General features: G+C 70.7%; 14 protein-coding genes. 4 read left to right on the forward strand and 10 right to left on the reverse strand.

Translation table 11 applies throughout. The features are described from left to right. Window positions 1–152 precede the first annotated feature (152 nt). The 8 genes from ACIOHC_RS40320 to eccE all read right to left on the reverse strand — a co-directional run bounded on the left by ACIOHC_RS40320 (window position 153) and on the right by eccE (window position 11,515). On the reverse strand, window positions 153–1,148 hold the full coding sequence (locus ACIOHC_RS40320) for an ABC transporter ATP-binding protein (protein ID WP_351084698.1): 996 nt from the start codon (window positions 1,146–1,148) through the stop codon (window positions 153–155). Beyond that, window positions 1,145–2,176 (reverse strand): ABC transporter ATP-binding protein, encoded by a 1,032-nt coding sequence (locus tag ACIOHC_RS40325; protein ID WP_351084697.1) that lies wholly within the window; start codon window positions 2,174–2,176, stop codon window positions 1,145–1,147. Before ACIOHC_RS40325 ends, ACIOHC_RS40320 begins: the two co-directional genes overlap by 4 nt. Next, entirely contained in the window at window positions 2,173–3,093 is a 921-nt protein-coding gene (locus ACIOHC_RS40330) for an ABC transporter permease (protein ID WP_351084695.1), read from the reverse strand. Before ACIOHC_RS40330 ends, ACIOHC_RS40325 begins: the two co-directional genes overlap by 4 nt. 11 nt (window positions 3,094–3,104) lie before the next feature. Continuing rightward, the gene (locus tag ACIOHC_RS40335) at window positions 3,105–4,187 is read right to left on the reverse strand and encodes an ABC transporter permease (protein ID WP_351084693.1); all 1,083 of its coding nucleotides are present in this window, start codon (window positions 4,185–4,187) and stop codon (window positions 3,105–3,107) included. A gap of 94 nt (window positions 4,188–4,281) precedes the next feature. Then, complete coding sequence (locus ACIOHC_RS40340) at window positions 4,282–6,153, reverse strand: ABC transporter substrate-binding protein (RefSeq protein WP_351084691.1); 1,872 nt, start codon at window positions 6,151–6,153, stop codon at window positions 4,282–4,284. A 197-nt stretch (window positions 6,154–6,350) separates the two neighbouring features. Continuing rightward, complete coding sequence (locus ACIOHC_RS40345; protein ID WP_401846477.1) at window positions 6,351–9,137, reverse strand: SCO5717 family growth-regulating ATPase; 2,787 nt, start codon at window positions 9,135–9,137, stop codon at window positions 6,351–6,353. Window positions 9,138–9,455: 318 nt separating this feature from the next. Then, the gene (locus tag ACIOHC_RS40350; RefSeq protein ID WP_351084688.1) at window positions 9,456–10,178 is read right to left on the reverse strand and encodes a hypothetical protein; all 723 of its coding nucleotides are present in this window, start codon (window positions 10,176–10,178) and stop codon (window positions 9,456–9,458) included. Next, on the reverse strand, window positions 10,178–11,515 hold the full coding sequence (eccE, locus tag ACIOHC_RS40355) for a type VII secretion protein EccE (protein WP_365693104.1): 1,338 nt from the start codon (window positions 11,513–11,515) through the stop codon (window positions 10,178–10,180). Before eccE ends, ACIOHC_RS40350 begins: the two co-directional genes overlap by 1 nt. A 225-nt stretch (window positions 11,516–11,740) precedes the next feature. Here eccE and eccB point away from each other — a divergent pair, with 225 nt between their 5' ends. From eccB to ACIOHC_RS40375, 4 genes are all read left to right on the forward strand, one after another. Beyond that, the gene (gene eccB, locus ACIOHC_RS40360; protein ID WP_351084684.1) at window positions 11,741–13,291 is read left to right on the forward strand and encodes a type VII secretion protein EccB; all 1,551 of its coding nucleotides are present in this window, start codon (window positions 11,741–11,743) and stop codon (window positions 13,289–13,291) included. A 47-nt stretch (window positions 13,292–13,338) separates the two neighbouring features. Continuing rightward, window positions 13,339–14,562, forward strand: a complete 1,224-nt coding sequence (mycP, locus tag ACIOHC_RS40365) for a type VII secretion-associated serine protease mycosin (RefSeq protein ID WP_351084702.1) — start codon at window positions 13,339–13,341, stop codon at window positions 14,560–14,562. Window positions 14,563–14,823: 261 nt separating this feature from the next. Then, complete coding sequence (locus tag ACIOHC_RS40370; RefSeq protein WP_351084682.1) at window positions 14,824–15,174, forward strand: hypothetical protein; 351 nt, start codon at window positions 14,824–14,826, stop codon at window positions 15,172–15,174. Window positions 15,175–15,228: 54 nt separating this feature from the next. Next, the gene (locus ACIOHC_RS40375) at window positions 15,229–15,534 is read left to right on the forward strand and encodes a WXG100 family type VII secretion target (protein ID WP_351084681.1); all 306 of its coding nucleotides are present in this window, start codon (window positions 15,229–15,231) and stop codon (window positions 15,532–15,534) included. Window positions 15,535–15,605: 71 nt separating this feature from the next. Here the strand turns inward: ACIOHC_RS40375 and ACIOHC_RS40380 are convergent, their stop codons facing one another. Together ACIOHC_RS40380 and eccCa are read right to left on the reverse strand one after the other, a co-directional pair. Next, on the reverse strand, window positions 15,606–15,839 hold the full coding sequence (locus ACIOHC_RS40380; protein WP_351084679.1) for a DUF397 domain-containing protein: 234 nt from the start codon (window positions 15,837–15,839) through the stop codon (window positions 15,606–15,608). 690 nt (window positions 15,840–16,529) lie between these two features. Beyond that, window positions 16,530–20,489, reverse strand: a complete 3,960-nt coding sequence (eccCa, locus tag ACIOHC_RS40385; RefSeq protein ID WP_351084677.1) for a type VII secretion protein EccCa — start codon at window positions 20,487–20,489, stop codon at window positions 16,530–16,532. Window positions 20,490–20,494: the final 5 nt, after the last annotated feature.

Genomic DNA, 20,494 nt, shown 5'->3' on the forward strand with positions numbered 1-20,494 from the left:
CCGTTCAGGCCTCAGGCGTGCGCCCCGTGGTCTCCACGGCGAACCATGCGATCACGGCACCGGCCCCGCCCGCTGATCCGCCCTGATCCGAACGGAAGACCCTCAGGGCCTCTCGTCCGGATCCCGGCGGGCTCGCGTGCCCCGTCACCGTGCTACGCCCGTGCCTTCGCCGCCGCGGTCGCCCAGTGGCACGCCACCTGGGTCTGCCCGCCGCCCGCGAGCACCGGCAGATCCTTCGTACGGCACGCGTCCGCGACGCCCGCCCGCTCCGCCTCGCCCGAGGCCAGTACCTGGCAGCGGACGTGGAACCGGCACCCGGACGGCACTCTGGACGGGTCCGGCGGCTCGCCGGTCAGAATCACCGGATCGTCCCCGGACTCCGGCAGCACCGACAACAAGGCCTGGGTGTACGGGTGCTGCGGAGAGGTGAGGATCTGCTCCACCTCGCCCGTCTCCACGATCCGCCCGAGGTACATCACCGCGACCCGGTCGGCGATGTTCCACGCCAGGCCGAGGTCGTGCGTGACCACCAGTGCGGACAGGCCCAGCTCGTCCCGCAACCGCAGCAGCAGGGCCAGGATCTCGCCGCGCACCGAAGCGTCCAGCGAGGCCACCGGCTCGTCGGCCACGATGAGTTCGGGCTCCAGCACGAGCGCGCCCGCGATCACGACCCGCTGGCGCTGGCCGCCCGACAGCTCGTGCGGATAGCGCAGGAAGAACCGCTCCGGAGGGCGTAGTCCCGCCCGCGACAGCGCCTCGGCGACCGCGGCCCGTTCGTCGCCCGCGTACCCGTGGATCCGCAGGCCCTCCGCGACGGCGTCGTACACCGTGTGCCGCGGATTGAGCGAACCGCTGGGGTCCTGGAGCACCAGCTGGACCCGCTTGCGGTACGCCTTCAGTGCACGGCTCGCATAGTCGAGCGGCTGCCCGCCGAAGGTCACCCGTCCGGACGTCGGCGGGACCAGACCCAGCAGCGAGCGCGCCAGCGTCGTCTTGCCGCAGCCCGACTCGCCGACCAGTGCGACGATCTCGCCGGGCCGGATGTCCAGATCCACGCTGTCCACGGCCCGCGCCGGGGCGGCCCCGCGCCGGCCGGGGAAGGTGACCTTCAGATCCTCCGCGCTGAGCAGGGGAGTGGAGGTGGTCATGATGTGCTCCTTGCTTCCTCGGCATCCGGCCGGGCCGGGGACGCGGTCGGCGCCCCCGACTCCACCAGCACACAGGCGGCCCGCCGCTCCGGCCCCGCCTCGCGCAGCTCCTGGTCCTGCGTCGTGCAGGACTCCAGGGCCACCGGGCAGCGCGGATGGAACGCGCAGCCGCCGGGCAGCGCCGACGGGTCCGGCGGGTCACCGGGCAGCCCGCGGGGCGCGAACCGGGAGGCCGGGTCGCCGATGCGCGGAAACGCGCCGGACAGGGCCTTGCCGTACGGGTGGTGCGCGTTCTCGTGGACCTCGGAGGCCGGACCCTCCTCCACGACCCGGCCCGCGTACATCACCGCGAGCCGGTCACAGGTGTCCGAGAGCACCGCGAGGTCATGGCTGATCATGATCAGACCGAGGTCCTGTTCGGACACCAACTGCTCGATCAGCCGCAGGATCTGGGCCTGGATCATCACGTCGAGAGCCGTGGTCGGCTCGTCCGCGATGATCAGTCCGGGATCGCAGGCGAGCGCCATCGCGATCATCACGCGCTGTCGCTGCCCGCCGGAGAGCTCGTGCGGATAGGCGCTCGCGCGGGCGGCCGGCAGCCCCACCTGTTCCAGGAGCTCGCCGACCTTCTTCGCAGCCCCCGCCTGAGTCGCCTTCCGGTGCAGCAGGATCGGCTCGGCGATCTGGTCCCCGATGCGGTGCACCGCGTTCAGCGAGTGCATCGCGCCCTGGAACACGATCGACGCCCCCGCCCAGCGCACCGCCCTGACCTGGCCCCACTTCATGGTGAGGACGTCCTCGCCGTTCAGCAGGATCTCGCCGGAGACCTCCGTCCCGGCGGGCAGCAGTCGCAGCAGGGCGAGCGCCAGCGTCGACTTCCCGCAGCCCGACTCACCGGCGATGCCGAGCTTCTGCCCCGCGTCGACGGTGAGGTTCACGCCGCGGACCGCCTGCGCCCCGCCGGCGTACGTCACCGTGAGGTCCCGTACGTCGAGAAGCGGCGCCTTGTGGATGCTCGTCGTGCTCAACGGGCCACCCCCAGCTTGGGATTGAGGACGGACTCGATGGCGCGGCCGCACAGCGTGAACGCCAGGGCCACCAGGGCGATGGCGATGCCGGGAGGCGCCAGGTACCACCAGTCGCCCGCGCTCACCGCGCCCGCCTCGCGCGCGTCCTGGAGCATGCCGCCCCAGGAGGTGATGGTCGGGTCGCTCAGGCCGAGGAAGGCCAGGGTGGCCTCCGTGAGGATCGCGCTGGAGATCACCAGTGTGGTCTGCGCGAGCACCAGCGGCATCACGTTCGGCAGGACGTGCCGGATCATGATGTGCCCGTGGCCGCCGCCCAGGGCGCGGGCGCGCTCGATGTACGGGCGGGACTCCACGGCAAGGGTCTGGGCGCGGACCAGTCGGGCCGTCGTCGGCCAGGTCGTCACGCCGATCGCGATGATGACCGTCCACATCGAACGGTCCATCACGGTGGCGAGGGCGATCGCGAGGACCAGCGTCGGCATCACCAGGAACCAGTCGGTGATCCGCAGCAGGACCGTCGAGTACCAGCCGTGGAAGTGCCCCGCGACGATGCCGACGACCGTACCGATGGCGACACACAGAAACGCCGCGAGCAGGCCGACCGTCAACGAGACACGGGTGCCCCACACCAGCAATGCCAGCACACTGCGCCCGAACTGGTCCGTACCCAGCGGGAATTCACCGCTCGGCGACTCCAGTGCGCCGCCCGGCGCGTCGGTGACGCTCTGCGAGTCGGCACCGACGAGCTGCGGCGCGAGAAGGGCGACCAGTGCGATCAATACGAGCGCGCCCAGACCCCACAGTCCGTCCCTGTGCTTGCGGTACTCCCGCCAGAACCGGGCGGCCGACTGCCGCTTGCGGGCGCGGGCCAGCGCCCGCGGATTCTCGGCCGCCTCGGCCTTCGTGGGCGTGGGCATGGATTCGGTCGTCATCGGCCCACCCGGGGATCGAGCAGCGGATACAGCACATCGGCAAGGGTGTTCGCCAGGATCACCGCGGTGGCGAAGACGAAGAACAGCGCTTGCACGAGGGGGAGATCGGGCACGCTCAGTGCTTGGTAGAAGAGACCGCCGAGGCCGGGCCACGAGAACACCGTCTCGACCAGGATCTGCCCGGCGACCACATGCCCCAGGTTCACGAACATCAGCGTGAACGTCGGCAGCATGGCGTTCGGCACGGCGTGCTTGCGGCGTACGACATCGTCCCGCAGCCCCTTCGCGCGAGCCGTCGTCAGATAGTCGCTGCCCATCTCGTCGAGCAGCGAGGAGCGCATGACCAGCAGCGTCTGCGCGTACCCGACCGCGACCAGCGTGATCACCGGGAGGACCAGATGGTGCGCCACGTCCAGGACGTACGCGAGCCCGCTCTCGCCGCCCGATTCCATGCCTCCCGTCGGGAAGATCCCGGGGATCGGACCGACGCCCACCGCGAAGACGATGATCAGGAGCAGGCCCAGCCAGAACGACGGGATCGAGTAGAGGGTGAGCGCGAACGCGGTGTTGAAGCGGTCGCTGACGGAGCCGTTGCGCCAGGCGGTGCGGGTGCCCAGCCAGATGCCGAGCGCGGTGTAGAGGACGTACGCGGTGCCGGTGAGCAGCAGCGTGGCCGGGAGCGCCGCCGTGATCTTGTCGATGACGGGGGCGTGGAACTGGAACGAGGTACCGAAGTCCCCGGTCAGCGCGTCGCCCACGTAACTCGTGAACTGCTTCCAGAGCGGCTGGTCGAGCCCGAACTGGTGTCGGAGCGACTGGAGTTGTTCGGCGGAGACGGGGCGACCGCCGGTCATCTGCTTCACCGGGTCGCTGGGAATGAGCCGGAAGAGGAAGAAGCTGGTGACCAGTACGGCGAACAGGGAGACTGCCGCTCCCACGATCTTGGCCGCGACGTACTGGAGATAGGCCTTGGTGTTGCGCGCCCGTGGACCGCGGGCGGCCGACGGTCCGGCCTGAGCCGGACCTTCGGTGTCCGCGTCCGCGATCTGCACGAGCGCCGGAGTGCTGTCAGCTGTCATGGGGAACTCTCGTTACTCGTGCTGCACTTGGGGGAACCGGCGGGGCGGCTCGCTTTCCGCCGCCCCGCCGGCCCCCTCACAACCGTCCGCTCGATTACTCGCGGTCGTCCGCGGTGGTGCGGCGGCGCTTCGCGAGGAAGAGCCCGCCACCGGCGAGTACCACGACCGCCACGATGATGCCTACGACGACTCCCGTGGAGCCGGAGCCGCCGGAGCCGTCCGAACTGCTGCTGCCCGCCGGAACGGCCGACCACCAGCTCCAGTACCCGTCCTGGCCGTAGATGTTGCCTGCCGCCTCGGGCATGGTCTTGATCGACTTGATCTGGTCGGTGCGGTAGGCCTCGACCGCGTTCGGGTACGCGATGATGTTCATGTACCCCGAGTCGTACATCCACGACTGCATCTGCTTGACGATGTCCGCGCGCTTGGCCGGGTCGTACTCGGCGAGCTGCTTCTTGTAGAGCTCGTCGTACGTCTTGTCGCAGATGAAGTTGTCGGTGGTGGCGCTGTCCTTGGCCTTGAGGGGCAGCGCGGCGCAGGTGTGGATGCCGAGCACGAAGTCGGGGTCCGGGTTGACGGACCAGCCGTCGAAGGCGAGGTCGTACTCACCGGCGTACCAGGGCACGGAGACGTCGTCGAGGCAGTCGACCTTCAGGCCGACACCGAGCTTGCCCCACCACTCCTTGAGGTACTTGCCGATCGCCTTGTCGTTCGGGTCCGTGGCGTGGCACAGGATGCGCAGGTCGAGCGGCTTGCCGTCCTTGCCGACGCGCTGGTCGCCCTTGAGCGGGTAGCCCGCCTCGTCGAGGAGCTCGGCCGCCTTGGCCGGGTCGTAGGCGAGGCTCTGGTCGGCGGACGGCTGCCAGTGGTACGTCGAGAAGCGCGGCGGGATGTAGCCCTGGCCCTCGACGGCGTGGCCCTGGAAGACCTTGTCGATGACGGTCTTGCGGTCGATGGACAGGAAGAGGGCCTGGCGCACCTTCTGGTCGAGAAGGGCCTTGTTGCCGTTGCCGAACTTCTTGCCGTCCTTGGTCTGCGCGCCGGGGTTGGCGGCCAGAGCGAAGAAGCGGCGGCCCGGCCCCTCGTTGACCTTGATGTTCTTCTCGCCCTTGAGGGAGGCGGCCTGGGCGGGCGTCAGGGCCGGGGAGCCGGCGACGAAGGAGACCTCGCCCTTGCGCAGCGCGGCGACCGCGGCGTCCTGGTCCTTGTACGTCTTGAAGACCAGCTCGTCGAACTTCGGCTTACCGCGCCAGAAGTCCTTGTTGGCCTTGAGCTTCACGTACTGGTCGACCTTGTAGTCGGTCAGGATGAACGGCCCGTTGCCGACGATCGGGAACTTCGTGTCGTTGTTGAACTTGGAGAAGTCACCGACCTTCTCCCAGACGTGCTTCGGGACTATCGGCACATCGAGCGCGGCCATGGTGGCCTGCGGCTCCTTGAGCTCGATGACCAGCTGCGTCGGGCTCGGAGCCGTCACCTTCTTGAAATTCGCGACGAAGTTGCCGTTGGCCTGCGCGGCGCCCTCGTCGGTCATCATCTTGTTGAACGTCCACGCCGCGTCCTCGGCGGTGGCCTGTTGGCCGTCCGACCACTTGGAGTCGGAACGGATGGTGTACGTCCAGGTCAACTTGTCCGCCGACGGCTCCCACTTGGTGGCGAGGCCGGGGATCGCGTGGTTGTCCTTGGGGTCGTAGTTCGTCAGGAAGTCGTACATGAGCCGGCTGATGCTGGTGCTCATGAGCCGCTGGGCCAGGAACGGGCTCAGGGAGTCGACGCTCTGTGCGACGGCGACGGTCAGCGTCGATGTGCCGCTGTCGGCGGCCTGTGCCTGCTGCGGCGCGGCGCCGAGGGGCACACCCGGGACGACGGACCCGGCGGCCAGCGCCAGGGCGGCGGCACCGGAGGCCAGCAGGACACGCAGGCGTGAGCGTGGCTGGGCGGAGCGTGGTGGAACTCTTTCGACCATGGTCAGGGACCTCGCGTCATGACTCGCACGGAGAAGGCGGGTTGATCTGTGGATCGCCAGCTGGTGAAGCGAAGGTTTATCAGCGGGGGTCGAGCCGCGTCAACGGTCATCGAAACGGCGTGTGGTCTGCGGGAATGCACAGAGGGCCCGCACCGTGGAGACGGTGCGGGCCCTCATTGGTTTAGACCTCTGTTGCCTTACTGCTGAGGCGCTGGCGGCGGCTGCTGCGGCCAACCGGCGGGCGGGAGGGGACCCTGCAGCTCGGGCGGGGTCGGCTGACCCGGTTGACCTGGCTGTCCTGGCTGCTGGTGCGGCTGCGGCGGGCCGGCCGGGCTCGCCGCGGACTGTGCCTGGGAGGGCAGCGACTGCTGCCAGCCGTTCTGTTGCACTCCCGGGCCGGGGTGCGGCGGATAGGGCTGCTGGGGCTGCGGGCCACCGTACGGCGGCTGTTGCTGCGGGTAGGGCTGCTGGGGCTGCTGCTGAGGGGCGTGCTGCTGCTGGCCGGGCATCGGCGGGGCGTACTGCGGGGGCGGGTTGGAGCCGTTCGACGTCCACAGTCCCTGTTGCTGCTGGGCGCGCGCGAAGTCCTCGGCGACCATGGCGGACAGATTGAAGTACGCCTCGCGGGTCTTGGGGCGCATCATGTCGAGGTCGACCTCGGCGCCTGCCGCCAGATGCTCGTCGAACGGTACGACGACCACGCCGCGGCAGCGTGTCTCGAAGTGCTGCACGATGTCATCGACCTTGATCATCTTGCCGGTCTCCCGGACACCGGAGATCACGGTGATGGAACGCTGCACGAGCTCCGCGTACCCGTGCGCCGACAGCCAGTCCAGCGTGGTGGACGCGCTGGACGCACCGTCGACCGACGGCGTCGAGATGATGATCAACTGGTCGGCGAGGTCCAGCACTCCACGCATCGCGCTGTAGAGCAGACCGGTCCCCGAGTCGGTGAGGATGATCGGGTACTGCTTGCCCAGCACATCGATGGCGCGCCGGTAGTCCTCGTCGTTGAACGTCGTGGAGACCGCCGGGTCCACGTCGTTGGCGATGATCTCCAGGCCGGAGGGCGCCTGGGAGGTGAAGCGGCGGATGTCCATGTACGAGTTGAGGTACGGGATCGCCTGGACCAGGTCACGGATGGTGGCCCCGGTCTCCCGGCGCACCCGGCGGCCGAGCGTGCCCGCGTCCGGGTTGGCGTCGATGGCGAGGATCTTGTCCTGGCGCTCGGTGGCCAGGGTCGCACCGAGGGCGGTGGTCGTCGTGGTCTTGCCGACGCCGCCCTTGAGGCTGATGACCGCGATCCGGTAGCAGGAGAGCACGGGCGTACGGATCAGGTCGAGCTTGCGCTGCCGCTCGGCCTCCTCCTTCTTGCCGCCCAGCCTGAAGCGGGCCGCGCCGGACGGCGTACGGCTGCTCTTCGCCTTCTGCTTGCCCCGGACGAGCCGGTCGGAGGAGAGCTCCACCGCCGCCGTGTAGCCGAGCGGGGCGCCGGGCACGGAACGCTCGCGCTGGTCGTGGGTGACCGGCGTCGGCCAGGCCGCCCCGGTACGCGGGTCGATGGGCTGTCCCTGGGCAGGGGCCTGCTGTTGCTGTTGCTGTTGCTGTGGCGCATGGGGCCCCGGCTGCTGCGCCGGCGCCTGCGGGGCGACCTGCGCGGGCAGATTGGGCGGCGCGCCCTGGACCGGCTGCTGAGCGGCCTGCGGGGGCAGGGGAACGCCCTGCTGCGCGGGCCACTGAGCTGCCTGAGGTGCCTGCGAACCCTGGGACGGCTGCGACTGCTGGGGCACGTGCGGGGCCTGAGGGGGCAGCGCCGTCTGAGGCGGCTGCGGGAACCCGTAGCCGCCCTGCGATGGTGTCTGTTGTGCCGGGGGTGCGGGCTGCTGCGGGAACCCATAACCGCCCTGCGGCGGTGTCTGTTGTGCCGGGGGTGCGGGCTGCTGGGGGAACCCGTAGCCGCCCTGCGGCGACTGCGGCGCTTGAGGCGCTGCGGCGTTGGGGAATCCGTAGCCGCCGGGCTGCCCCTGGGCTGCCGCGCCGGAGGCGGGCCAGTGCTGCGCCGGCTGGGGCGCGAGGGGCTGCGGCGTGGCGGGCTGGAAAGCGGGTGGCAGCGGCGGCAGACCGGCCTGCGGCGGCCCCGGGGCCCAGGGGGCCGGCGCGGCGGGAGCCGGTGCGTCCTGCGGTGCGGCGGGGGGCGGTGCGTCCTGCGGTACGGCGTCCGTGACGGCGTCGGAGGGCGCGGAGCTCCCGGGCCCGTCGGCGGCGCCGCCCGCGACATCGGCCGGAACCCCGGCGGTCGCCGCGGCGGCGGCACCAAAATCCGCGACGGCGGCGCCGTCCGGCTCATCGGTGCTCGCGTCCGCCACCGGTGCGGAGTCGGAAACGGGCTCGGAAACGGACGCCTCGCTCTTGTCCGTACCGTCGGCACCGTGAACACCGGCACCGGCTCCCGCCGAGTCCGTACCCGAATCCGAGCCCGTACCCGAATCCGAGCCCGTGCCCGAGCCGTCCGTGCCCGCGTTCTTCGTCGTCTCCTCGCGTTCCGCGATCTCGCGCTTCAGCGTGGCCGGGGAGAAGCGCATGGTCGCGCCGCTCTCCACATCGCCGCCGCCGAACGGGTCCGTCATCCCGTCGGGAGCCGCCGCAGCGGTCCCCTCGGCAGGAGCCGGAGCAGGGGTGGGCGCGGGGTCCCCCGCCGCGGACCGAACCGGAGCCGGCGCGGGTGGTGCCGGAGCCCGGTCGGGGTCGAAACCGCCCGCGGCCGGCGGCGGGGGCACGGACAACGGCGCCCCGTTGGGCGGCGGAGGCGGCGCCAGGTGTGTTCCGGCACCGCCCGACGAGTCCCCCGGCGCGTTCTGCGTGTACCAGGCGGGCGGGGTGTAGTCGATGGTGAACTCACCCGTCATCTCGGCGGGCTCCGCGTCGGACGACTCGTCGACGGGCTTGTTCCAGCCCCCGCGGATCTCGTCCCGATCGCCGTTCACTTTGCCTCCTGGTGTGGTCGAGCACCCTTGTGCCGTGGTGGGTGGGGGCGACCGTTTCCGACTTCCTGACCGCCCGGCTCTCCCCCCGGGCCCCGCATCGCCTGCCCGCAGGTTCTTCTGCCGCGCCCGGACCCACCCTAATCGTCATGGGGCCTGCTCCGGCAGGCCGTACGGCACCGCAAGAGCTGTCCCGTACATCACGCACTGTCTCCAAGTGAACCGAGTACGGCACAGCATGAAGGGTGAAACCGTCAAACTCGTGCAACTGCGCATGGAATGCCGAACGTTCTGAACGGGCCATGAGGAAGCCGGCCCCCGTCAGTCCATCCGGCGCGCGCCGCCCAGCAGTCCGGTCTCGGCATCGGTCGCCTGGGTCATCACGAACTGCCGGTCCTGCCCCGAGCACCAGAGGGTGACTCCGTCCGCCAGGGTGGACAGTGCCTGCGTCTCGGCGGCCGGAAGATTCAGGATGCGACCGAGCTGTGCCGCTTCGTCCGGAGACACCCGTTGGATGCCGACCAGGGCCGACTTCTCGATCAGTCTCGGCGCCACCGGACTCAGATAGGGCAGGAGTGTCAGCACCGACTGCCACGGTCCGGACACCACGCGCCCGCGCGGCGGCCGCATGCCGCAGTCCCGCACCACGAACACCGGCGCACCGGCCGACGGCCCCTGCGGCGGCACCCGCCCCACATCGTGCAGCGTGATGCACGGCTGACCGCCGCCCGCGGCGTGCGCAAGTCCCGTCCACGTCTGGGCCCGCCCGGTCTCCACGACGATCCGCGCACCGGTCGCGGCGGCCCGCAGCGCGAACACCTGCGCCGTCCACAGCCCGCCGATCAGCGTGATGTCGTACGGGGTCGGCCGGTTGACGCCGAGCACGGCGGGGCGGCCGTGGGCGTCCACGCCGATCACCATGCCGTCGTCACCGACCGGCAGGGCCAGTGATGCCAACTGGTCGAGCGAGACCGACTGCCGTCCGCGGCGCGGACCGATCAGCCCGAAGCCGAGCCGGGCACGGGCATGTGTGGGTACGGACATCAGCGGGTACCCCCGAGCGGCAGCGTGGCGAGCACACCGGGCAGCTGCTCGCGGTCGAGCCGGACCAGCGAGGTCCGGACGCCGCGCGCGGTGCGCTCCAACTCATGGCGGGCGCCCAGTAGTTCCTCGTCACTGCGCCCGGTGATCCGGATGTGCCCGGTGATCGAGACGCCCTGCCGTTCGCCGTGCCCCAGCGTGAGACTGAACGTCGTGGCGAGCGCGGGCATCGAGGTGAGCAGGGCGACGAGTTGCGGCATCGCCGCGCCCCCGCCGCTCCCGCCGAACTGCGGCCAGCGGGCCACCCAGTAGGTGGTGTGCCACCGGTCGTCGCAGCGCCACGTCCGCGAGGTCTCCTCGGTGCGCCGCGCAGGCGTCCCGGTCCGGCCGGCCTGCGCCATGGCCGGCGCACTGGCGCAGACCGAGGTCGCGATGGCGGACGTCAGCTCCTGCTCGGTCAGCACCGTTGCGCGGAAACCCGCGCCGGTCAGCCTGCTGGACAGCTGGTCGGCCGCGCGCACCACACACTTCTGCGCGCCCGTGATGCCGCCGCCGCGCGCCTGTACTGCCTCGGGACACAGCTCCGGGGCCAGCTTCAGCGCGATCCAGGTGATCCGGACGCCGGGTGAACCCGTCTGCGCCTGCAGCGGCGCGTAGTTGCGCGCGGCGACCGACTGCGGGGGCAGATGCGGGGCGGGTGCGGGCTGGGTGTGCTGCACGATCTGCGCCGACTCCAGCCGGATGCCGTCGACTTCGAGGACGTCCCTCACGAGCGCCAGGGGCAGCGGCTGCGCGGACCGGTCCGGCCTGAGCGCCGTGGCGTCCGACTCCACCTGGAGCACGGCCGTGACGAACGTACCGTCACCGATCATGCCCACGGGCCGCCGGTCACGGTCACTGAAGGAGTACGTACGCAGCGCCGGATCGCACTCGACGACGGGCGCGATCCCCGGTTCCGTGCCCGCGGGAAGCTCCAGCGAACCGGCCCTGCGGGAGCGCGCGCGCAGCGAAAGCACGGTGCCCAGCCACTCCGGCAGCGAGCGGCGGTGTCTGCGCACGACGGCCAACAGCACGAGCAGCGCGGCCAGAACGGCGGCCGGGGCCAGCAACAGGGGTTCGATCACCCATGCCGTGAGCAGCAGCGCGGCCGCGATCTCCAGCAGTACGAGTTGTTGCAATCGGAACGAACCGAACAACCCGGGAAGTCTGTGGAGCCGGCCGGCGGCCCGTCCGCGCGAGCCCCGGGCGGGGCCCCGGGAGGCCGGTGGTCCACCGGCCGGGGGAGCAGCGGGGGCGTGTGCGTTCCCGGCCGGACGCGTCCGTGTCGCGGAAGCCGTCATTCCGGCATTCCCCCCGTTCATCAGTCCCCAACTCCGCCCGTATTCCGCCTGCCCCGTACGGGGCTTCGGCGGCTGGAACACCCTACCCGCCCCACCGTCACCGACGGTCAGCAGGCATAGTAGGGGCCGGTCCGGCACCGAGGTCCGGCATCGCGGGCCCGGCACGGGGGCCGAAAGCGACCGCTCCTGGTGCCGCGCGGGGAGACACGGGAGAAAAAACGACTCATGGCATCACGGCGGGATGAGCTCAACGCATACACCTTTGCGAAGAAACGCACGGTGGCGGCATTCCTCCAACCCTCGCCCACCGGCACCGAGGAGGGCGCTCCGCGACCACTGCGCGCGGTCCTTCCCAGCATGGTCGTCGGCGCGCTGATCCTCGCGGGCTTCGGCGCCTTCGGCATGTTCAAGCCCACCGCGCCCAAGGACTGGGACAAGCCCGGCACCAAGGTGATCGTCGGCAAGAAGTCCACCACCCGCTACGTCGTGCTCACCACCGGCCAGGGCGGCAAGAAGAAGACCCTGCTGCACCCCGTGCTGAACCTCGCCTCGGCCCGGCTGCTCCTCAACCCGCAGAACTACGACGTCATCCAGGTCGCCGACGAGGTCCTGGACGCGGGCAAACCCCCGCGCGGACCGATCCTGGGCATCCCCTACGCCCCCGACCGGCTGCCCGACGCGAAGGACGCCGGCACGGCCAAGCGGTGGGCCGTCTGCGTACAGCCGGGCGGCAAGGGCAACACCGTGCAGAAGGCCGCCTTCGTCTTCGGTGAACGCGACACCAAGCTGACCGAGGGCAGCAAGAGGCTCGTCGGCGGCCAGGTGCTGTACGTGCAGGGACAGGACCGGGCCCGCTATCTCGTCGACGCGGGCGGCACCAAGTACCGCATCGAGGAGACCGCCGCCGACAACGGCCATCTGACCAACGCCCTGGTCGGCAGCAGGCAGCCGCAGTCCGTCACCGACGACTGGCTGGCCACCCTGCACGACGGCAGCCCGATCGTCTTTCCGCGGATCCCGGGCACCGTGGGCGCCCCGGCCCATGTCGAGGGGCAGCTCTCCGCCGGGGAGAACAGGGTCGGCATGGTCCTCAGGACCAAGACCGGCGAAGGCACCGGTTACTACGTCGTGCTCGACGGAAAGGTGCAGCCGGTCTCCGAGTTCACCGCCTGGCTACTGATCAGCTCACCGCAGACCGCCGTGCTGAACCTGGAAGGCGAGGCACGCGCCGTCGGCCTCCAGGACTTCGTGCCCGACACCGCGGCCTTCGTCGGCCAGGCCGCTCACTGGCCGGCCCATCGGACCAAGCAGGTCAACTCCGCCGAGAGCGGCAGCATCGGCCGCGACACCATCTGCAGCGTGCTGCGCAAGGTCGACAGCTCGGGCCGGACCACCCTGAGCACCTGGGCGGGCACCGCGTATCCCGCCTCCATCGCCGTCGGCGGCACCAGCACCTACGTCACCCCCGGCAGCGGCCTGCTCTACACCCAGGTCCGGGGCCGGCAGACCAGCCCCGACGGATCGCTCTTCCTGGTGACCGACACCGGACTGCGGTACGCGGTCCAGGCGAACGGCGACAGCGATGCCCGGCGCTCCGACATCGGCACCGGCGACGGGCAGAAGCAGTCGGACGGCCGCCCCGAGCCCAGCCAGGCGCAGAGCAGGCTCGGATACGAGAAGGTGACGCCCGCCCTCGTACCGATCGCCTGGTCGGACTTCCTGTCCAAGGGCCCTCGGCTCGACACCAACAGCGCGCGCCAGCCCCAGGGTTCATGACGTTCCGGAGCGCCGCGGGCATCGCGGACGCCGGGGGAGAGGAACAGATGTCGTACCGCAGGACGGTCCTGCCGACGGCGGTCGTCGCCATGCTGCTCGCACTGGCGGCGCCGACGGCCGCGTACGCCGCCGACGGAGCCCGGGAGCCCGGCGCGCTGGGCGTGGACGGCAGTGGCGAATGCACCTTCCCGATGAAACGGCAGTACGAGGGGCGCCCCTGGTCGTTGCAGCGCGTCCTGCTGGACGAACTGTGGCAGGACACCAAGGGCAGGGGCGTACGGGTCGCGGTCATCGACACCGGCGTCGACAACGTCAATCCCCAGCTCAAGTCGGCCGTCGACACGTCCGCGGGCGCCGACTACCTCAAGGGCGGCAGGAGCGACGGCACGGTCGACGAGGTCGGACACGGCACCAAGGTCGCGGGCATCATCGCCGCCCGCCCCCGAAAGGGCACCGGATTCGTCGGGCTGGCCCCCGAGGCCACGATCATCCCGATCCGCCAGAACGACGAGAAGAACAGCGGCAAGGACACCACGATGGCCACCGCGATCGACCACGCGATCGCCAAGGGGGCCGACGTCATCAACATCTCCCAGGACACGACCAAACCCCTGACGGAGACGTCCGCCCTCGGCCGGGCGGTGGCCAGGGCGCTCGCCAAGGACATCGTCGTGGTCGCCTCCGCGGGTAACGACGGCATGGACGGCAAGCTGAAGCTCACCTATCCCGCGGCCTTCGACGGGGTCCTCGCCGTCGCCTCCTCCGACCGCAACAACGAACGCGCCCCCTTCTCCCAGGCCGGTGAGTTCGTCGGGGTCGCCGCACCGGGCATCGACATCGTCTCCACCGTCCCGGGCAACGGCCAGTGCACCGACAACGGCACGAGCTTCTCCGCCCCGTACGTCGCCGGGGTCGCCGCCCTGATGCGCGCCAAGTACCCGAAGTGGACGGCGGCCCAGATCGTCGCCCGGATCGAGCAGACCGCCGAGCGCTCCGTCACCGGCCACGACGCCTTCGTCGGCTGGGGCGTGGTCGACCCGGTCCGCGCCCTGTCCGGCGACGACGCCCCGCAGGACGCCCCGCATCCCGACCCGGCACCGCCCAGGGCCCCCGCTCCCGAGCCCGCGCACCTCTCCCTCTCGGAGACCCCGCAGGAGCGCGACGAGCGGTACGCCACCTACGCGCTCGCCGCGGCGGCCGTCGTGGTCGGTGTGATCGCCGGTACCGCGACGGTCGTCCGGGACGTCCGCCGAAGGCGCGCACCGCGATGACACCGCCCGCCCGATGCGGTGACTCGGCCTTCTCGAACCACAGTTGGGGAGAGCCGGCGAAATGACTAGGGTGGTACCAGACTTCACGTGTGTGACGGGGGAACGAGAAGTGGCCGAGTCCGATTTCGGAGCGCGGAAATGCCGACGACGCGCTGCCCGGTCCCGTGCTTTCCCCACCCCTTTGCCGGAGCACACGGGGGCAGGAAGAAGCCTGACCGCGACACGCGGGCAGGCCCGGGAACTGAGAGATAGGACCTCCGGATGACCAATCCCGCAGGCGGTTTCGGACTCGCCGACGATCCGATCGTCCAGGCGAAGAACAAGATCATCGAGACGGCCCAGGGGGTGTCCCGGCAGTCCAGGGAACTGGCGGACATCCTCGCGACGGCGGCCGCCGGATGGACGGGTGTCGGCGCCTCGGGGTTCACCTCCGCGCAGATCATGATCAACGAGGACCACGACGAGATCCGTCGGCTCCTCAACGTCCTGCTCAACGCGGTGGGCAGCACCAAGAACCTCAGCAACGCCAATGACGAGGAGGTCCGTGCGGCCTTCAACGCGGTCAAGGACCAGGCTCCGTCGGCCAACACCTCCGGTCTGAACACCGTCTGAGCCACGTCGCACCACCCCTTCCGCACACGCTGAGCACCGAGGAGAAGACACGACATGGGGCACGACCCGAACACCAAGGTCAGGTACGAGAGCGTCCAGGAGATGGCGAACCGTATCCGCAAGGTTTCGCAGGACATCGTCAACGACCTCACGGAGATGGACGCCTCACTCAAGATCGTCACCGACACCTGGGACGGTGAGGCGCACCGGGAGTACGTGAACCTGCAGCGCAAGTACAAGGAGAAGGCGGACCACATGAAGAACCGCCTGGAGCAGGTCGCGAAGATCATCGAGTCCGGCAAGGACAGCTACCGCGCCACGGACCTCAAGGCTTCGCGCACCTTCACCGAGGCGTTCTGACCGCCCGCGGCCGCACACGAAGAGGGGCACGCTCCGACGGGCGTGCCCCTCTTCGTGTCATGCCACGGCGACTACTTCAGGTCGAACTCGCCGTCCCGCGCGCCCAGGACGAAGGCAGTCCACTCGGCCTCGGTGTACCGCAGCACGGTCCCGGGATCCAACGAGGACCGCATCGCCACCGCGCCGCCCGGCAGATGCGCGATCTCGACACGCTCCTCGGCCTCCTCGGTACCGGGCGCACTCAGCCACTCCACTCCCGAGATGTCGAGTGCGTACAGCTCGTCCTTCTCCGCTTGCGTGCCCATCAGGTGCCTTTCCTCTCCCGTGGCGGAACGTGTTCGTCGCCCGCGAGCAGACTATCCCCGCCGCCGCGCACCACTGCCGGAAATGGACAGCTTCCGCACCGCGGTGGTACCCGCGCGTTGCGCACGCGCGGCGGACCTCGCCGGAGCACGCCTCCCGAGCGCCGACGCGCTGGTCGCGGGGGCCGCCGACAGGTCACCGCCAGTCGCCCTCCCGGACGGCGAGGCGCGCTGAGCCGCCCCCCGCTCCGCCTGCGCGCAGCGCACCGGGAGCCATGGGACCCGCAGCTTCTCTGCCGCAGCCGCGGCGACCACCCGCCCGGACGCCGATCTCGACGAAGCATTCGCTCGGCACGAGTGCGGTTGCCGGCGGCGATGCCGAGGCACTGCTTCACCGCGGTATCGGACCGACTTCGGACGGTGGGCACGCCCTCGGCCCGCGGATTGAGCATCCGGGCGCACTGCTGCTCGACGGCGGCGGCGCGTTCCGCCACCCCCCGCCGCCAGCCCCCCGTGTACGCGCCGAGGACCGCACCCGCGCCCCCCGGGCTGCCGCTGTGATCGAAGTCCGTCGTGACCCTCGCCGGCACGGGTGAAGATCACATCCGGATACGCTCATACACCTGCGCCCGCCGAAGGAGCCGGGGTGCGGGAGGGACCCCGCCCAGGACCCCGCCCCGGCTCCCCGTCGGCTCAGCGCTGCTCCGGCAGCCGACCGATCTGCACCAGCGGGTTCCCCCGGCGCCGTGAGGCGAAGTACCCGCGTCCCGGCGGCATCGCGTGCCCGCGCACCGAGCCGATCAGGTCGCCCTCGGACGGGTCACCGGAGAGCACCACGCCCTGCGCCCCCAGCTCCTTGATGCGCTGCATGAACGCCTCGTACATCGACCGCGACGCCCCGGCGGAGTTCCGCGCGATGATGAAGCGGACCCCGGTGTCCCGCGCGAAGGGCAGATACTCCGCCAGCGGAGCCAGCGGATTGCCCGCGTTCGTCGCCACCAGGTCGTAGTCGTCGACGATGATGAAGATCTGCGGACCGGTCCACCAACTGCGGTCCCGCAGCTGCTGCGGGGTGACGTCCGTCGGCGGCTGCCGACGCGCGAACACTCCCGCCAGTGCCTCCATGTGCATCTGCATCGAGCTCGCCATCGGCGCGTACTCCAGCAGATGGCTCTCCGGCAGCGCACCCAGCAGTGCCCGCCGGTAGTCGCCGACGACGAGCTTCGCCTCGTCGGAGGAGTAGCGCTCCGCGATCTGCTTCGCGATCAGCCGCAGCAGATTGGTCTTCCCCGATTCGCTCTCCCCGAAGACGAGGAAGAACGGGTCGGTCTCGAAGTCGACGAACACCGGCTCCAGATCGGTCTCGTCGATACCGATCGCGATGCCCCGCTGGGGGAACTCGAAGCCCTTCGGCAGATGATCGGCCGGCAGCTTGCGCGGCAGCAGCCGTACGGCCGGCGCCGCGGGCCCCGCCCAGTTGGCCTTCACCGACCCGACGAGCGCGGCCGTACCGTCGGAGAGATCCGCGGCGCTGCTGGAGGAGTCGATACGCGGCAGCGCGCCCATGAAGTGCAGTTTCTGCGCCACCTGTCCCCGGCCCGGGACACCCGCGGGGACATTGGCCGCGACCTTGCGGTCGAACTCGGAGTCCATGACGTCGCCGAGCCGCAGCTCCAGCCGGCCGAGGATCTGGTCCTTCAGCGCGGCCCGCACCTCCATGTAGCGGGCGGCCGTGATGACGACGTGGATGCCGTAGCCGAGCCCACGTGCGGCGATGTCGGTGACGACCTGCTCCAGCATCTCGTACTCGGACCGGAACCCGCCCCAGCCGTCGACCACCAGGAAGACGTCGCCCCAGGCCTCGCCGGGCAGTTCGCCCAAGGCGCGCCTGCGCCGGTACGTGGCGATGGAGTCGATGGAGTGGGCGCGGAAGAACTCCTCGCGCCGGTTCAGTACACCTGCGACCTCGGCGACCGTACGCCGTACCCGCTCCGGGTCCAGCCGGGAGGCCATTCCGCCGACGTGCGGCAGTTCCGCCAGCGAGACCAGGCCGCCGCCACCGAAGTCCAGTCCGTAGAACTGCACCTCGTGCGGGGTGTGGGTGAGGGCGAACGACGAGATGAGCGTCCGTACCAGCGTCGACTTGCCGGACTGCGGCCCGCCGACGACCAGCATGTGGCCCGCCGCGCCGGAGAAGTCCCGGTACAGCACCTCGCGCCGCTGCTCGAAGGGCTTGTCGATGAGCCCGAGCGGCACGGTCAGCCCGCCCGGACGCGTGTACTCCGTGGCCGTGAACCCCCGCTCGGCGGTGGGCGCGAGCCCCGGCAGCAACTGGTCCAGCGTCGGCGCCCGGTCCAGCGGCGGCAGCCACACCTGATGCGCGGGCACCCCCTGTCCTTCGAGCCGGCGCACGATCACATCGAGCACCGTGTCGGCGAGCGCCTCGTCCTCGGCGCTCGCCCGCGCGGCCACCAGATGAGCCGGGTCGGGCGCCGCGTACACCACCGGCACAGGAAGAGCGCTGAACACCGCGGCCCGCCGCTCGATCGGCAGCGCCCCCACCGACAGATCGGGGCCACCGGTGCGGTACGTCCCCGACACGTACGCCGCCTTGAACCGCGTCATCTCGTCCGTACCGAACTTGAGATATCCGGAACCGGGCACCGAAGGCAGGTGGTACGCGTCGGGCACACCCAGCGCGGTACGCGACTCGGCGGCGGAGAAGGTCCGCAGCCCGATCCGGTACGAGAGATACGTGTCCAGACCGCGCAGCTTGCCCTCCTCCAGACGTTGCGAGGCGAGCAGCAGATGCACACCCAGCGAACGGCCGATCCGGCCGATCTGGATGAACATGTCGATGAAGTCGGGCTTGGCGGTGAGGAGTTCGGAGAACTCGTCGATCACCAGGACGAGCGAGGCCAGCGGCTCCAGCGCCGCCCCCGCCGCCCGCGCCTTCTCGTAGTCGTGGATGTTGGCGTAGTTGCCCGCGGACCGCAGCAGCTCCTGTCTGCGCTGGAGCTCACCGCGGATCGCGTCCCCCATGCGGTCGACCAGCGTCAGGTCGTCCGCGAGGTTGGTGATGACGGCCGCCACATGCGGCATGTGGGACATCCCGGCGAACGTCGCACCGCCCTTGAAGTCCGCGAGCACGAAGTTCAGCGTCTCCGAGGAGTGCGTGACCGCGAGCCCGAGCACCAGTGTCCGCAGCAGCTCCGACTTGCCGGACCCCGTCGCGCCCACGCACAGGCCGTGCGGCCCCATGCCGTCCTGCGCGGCCTCCTTCAGGTCCAGCATCACCGGCTGGCCGTCCTCGCCGACCCCGATCGGCACCCGCAGCCGCTCGGAGACCGACCGGGGCCGCCAGGTCCGTGCCACGTCGACCGAAGCCGCATCGCCCAGATTCAGCAGATCGGTGAAGTCCAGGTTGGCCAGCAGCGGTTCGTCGCCGTCGCCCCCGCCCATCCGCAGCGGCGCGAGCTGCCGGGCCAGCGCCTCGGCCGCCGGCAGTGACATCCCGTCCGGCGCCCCCTCGTACACCAGCCCCGCACCCGACTCCAGCCGCAGCAGCCCCGGCCGCACCACCACCGAGAGACCGCCGCGCGGCTCGTCGAGCTCGCCCGGCACCACCTCGACGATCGTCACTCCCTGCATGCCCTCGGCCGCCGCGAACAACGAGTCCGGCGGCACCATCGCACCGTCCAGCACCACCACGATGTGCGGCTGGTCCAGCAACGGCTGACCCTCCCGGCCGAACCGCGGCCGCCCGTCGAGCCGGCTCGCCAGCAACTGCTCCAGCTCGCCCAGGTCGTCCCCGAACAGCCGCTTCGTGCCGGCCCCGTCGATCTGTCCGGGCACCTGCAGATGCGGAAGCCACTTCGTCCACTCCCAGCGCGGCACCGCGCTCCGCGCCGCCACGACGGCGACCATCAGATCCTCGGGGGAGTGCAGCGTCACCAGCTGCGCGACGAGCGCGCGCGCCGCCGACTGCGCCGCCTCCGGCTGACCTGAGACCGTCACGTGGTAGAACGCCCGCATCGACACCGCCATCGGCAGTCCGTCCAACGACCCGTGCACGGCGAGGAACCGCTGCATCGCACCCGCGCACAACGGCTCCAGCTCGTCCACCGGAGCGGTGTCGGGAGCGATCAGCGGCGTGGCCAGCTGCTGCACTCCCAGCCCGACGCGCACCTGCCCGAAGTCGTTGTCGCCGACGCGCCGTTCCCACACCCGGCTGCCCTCGGCGACCACCGACCACAACTGCTCGGGAGCCGGCTGCAGATACAGCTGCACATCCCGCTGCCGACGCGCGGTCCGGCGTACCGTACGCCGCGTCTGCGCCAGGTATTTGAGGTAGTCGCGCCTGACATCTGCCATTTGCCCCTGCGTACCGCGGCGATGACGGACCAGCTGCGCGACCACCATCCCGACGGTCGAGACAAGCATCAGAACGCCCATTATCCGCATGAACGGAGGCGCCTGGGGCGAGAAGAAGAAGACCACCGACGAACCCATGCCGAGCACCGGCAGGATCTGCATCAGCATGCCCTCCTGCTGCCCGCGGGGCAGTTCGGGAGGGGACTCCAACGTCAACTCGTCCATGGGGACTTCCGGCGGCAGGGACCGCGGAGGTCGTTTCACGACGATCTGGCTCACCGAAA

It is taken from the genome of Streptomyces sp. NPDC088252 (assembly GCF_044740965.1).
Lineage (GTDB): Bacteria > Actinomycetota > Actinomycetes > Streptomycetales > Streptomycetaceae > Streptomyces.

Excerpts from the sequence above, each read along its gene's own strand:
- ACIOHC_RS40320 (WP_351084698.1), bottom strand. The coding sequence starts at position 1,148 with ATGACCACCTCCACTCCCCTGCTCAGCGCGGAGGATCTGAAGGTCACC.
- ACIOHC_RS40330 (WP_351084695.1), bottom strand. The coding sequence starts at position 3,093 with ATGCCCACGCCCACGAAGGCCGAGGCGGCCGAGAATCCGCGGGCGCTG.
- ACIOHC_RS40335 (WP_351084693.1), bottom strand. The coding sequence starts at position 4,187 with ATGACAGCTGACAGCACTCCGGCGCTCGTGCAGATCGCGGACGCGGAC.
- ACIOHC_RS40340 (WP_351084691.1), bottom strand. The coding sequence starts at position 6,153 with ATGGTCGAAAGAGTTCCACCACGCTCCGCCCAGCCACGCTCACGCCTG.
- ACIOHC_RS40350 (WP_351084688.1), bottom strand. The coding sequence starts at position 10,178 with ATGTCCGTACCCACACATGCCCGTGCCCGGCTCGGCTTCGGGCTGATC.
- eccE (WP_365693104.1), bottom strand. The coding sequence starts at position 11,515 with ATGACGGCTTCCGCGACACGGACGCGTCCGGCCGGGAACGCACACGCC.
- eccB (WP_351084684.1), top strand. The coding sequence starts at position 11,741 with ATGGCATCACGGCGGGATGAGCTCAACGCATACACCTTTGCGAAGAAA.
- mycP (WP_351084702.1), top strand. The coding sequence starts at position 13,339 with ATGTCGTACCGCAGGACGGTCCTGCCGACGGCGGTCGTCGCCATGCTG.
- ACIOHC_RS40370 (WP_351084682.1), top strand. The coding sequence starts at position 14,824 with ATGACCAATCCCGCAGGCGGTTTCGGACTCGCCGACGATCCGATCGTC.
- ACIOHC_RS40375 (WP_351084681.1), top strand. The coding sequence starts at position 15,229 with ATGGGGCACGACCCGAACACCAAGGTCAGGTACGAGAGCGTCCAGGAG.
- ACIOHC_RS40380 (WP_351084679.1), bottom strand. The coding sequence starts at position 15,839 with ATGGGCACGCAAGCGGAGAAGGACGAGCTGTACGCACTCGACATCTCG.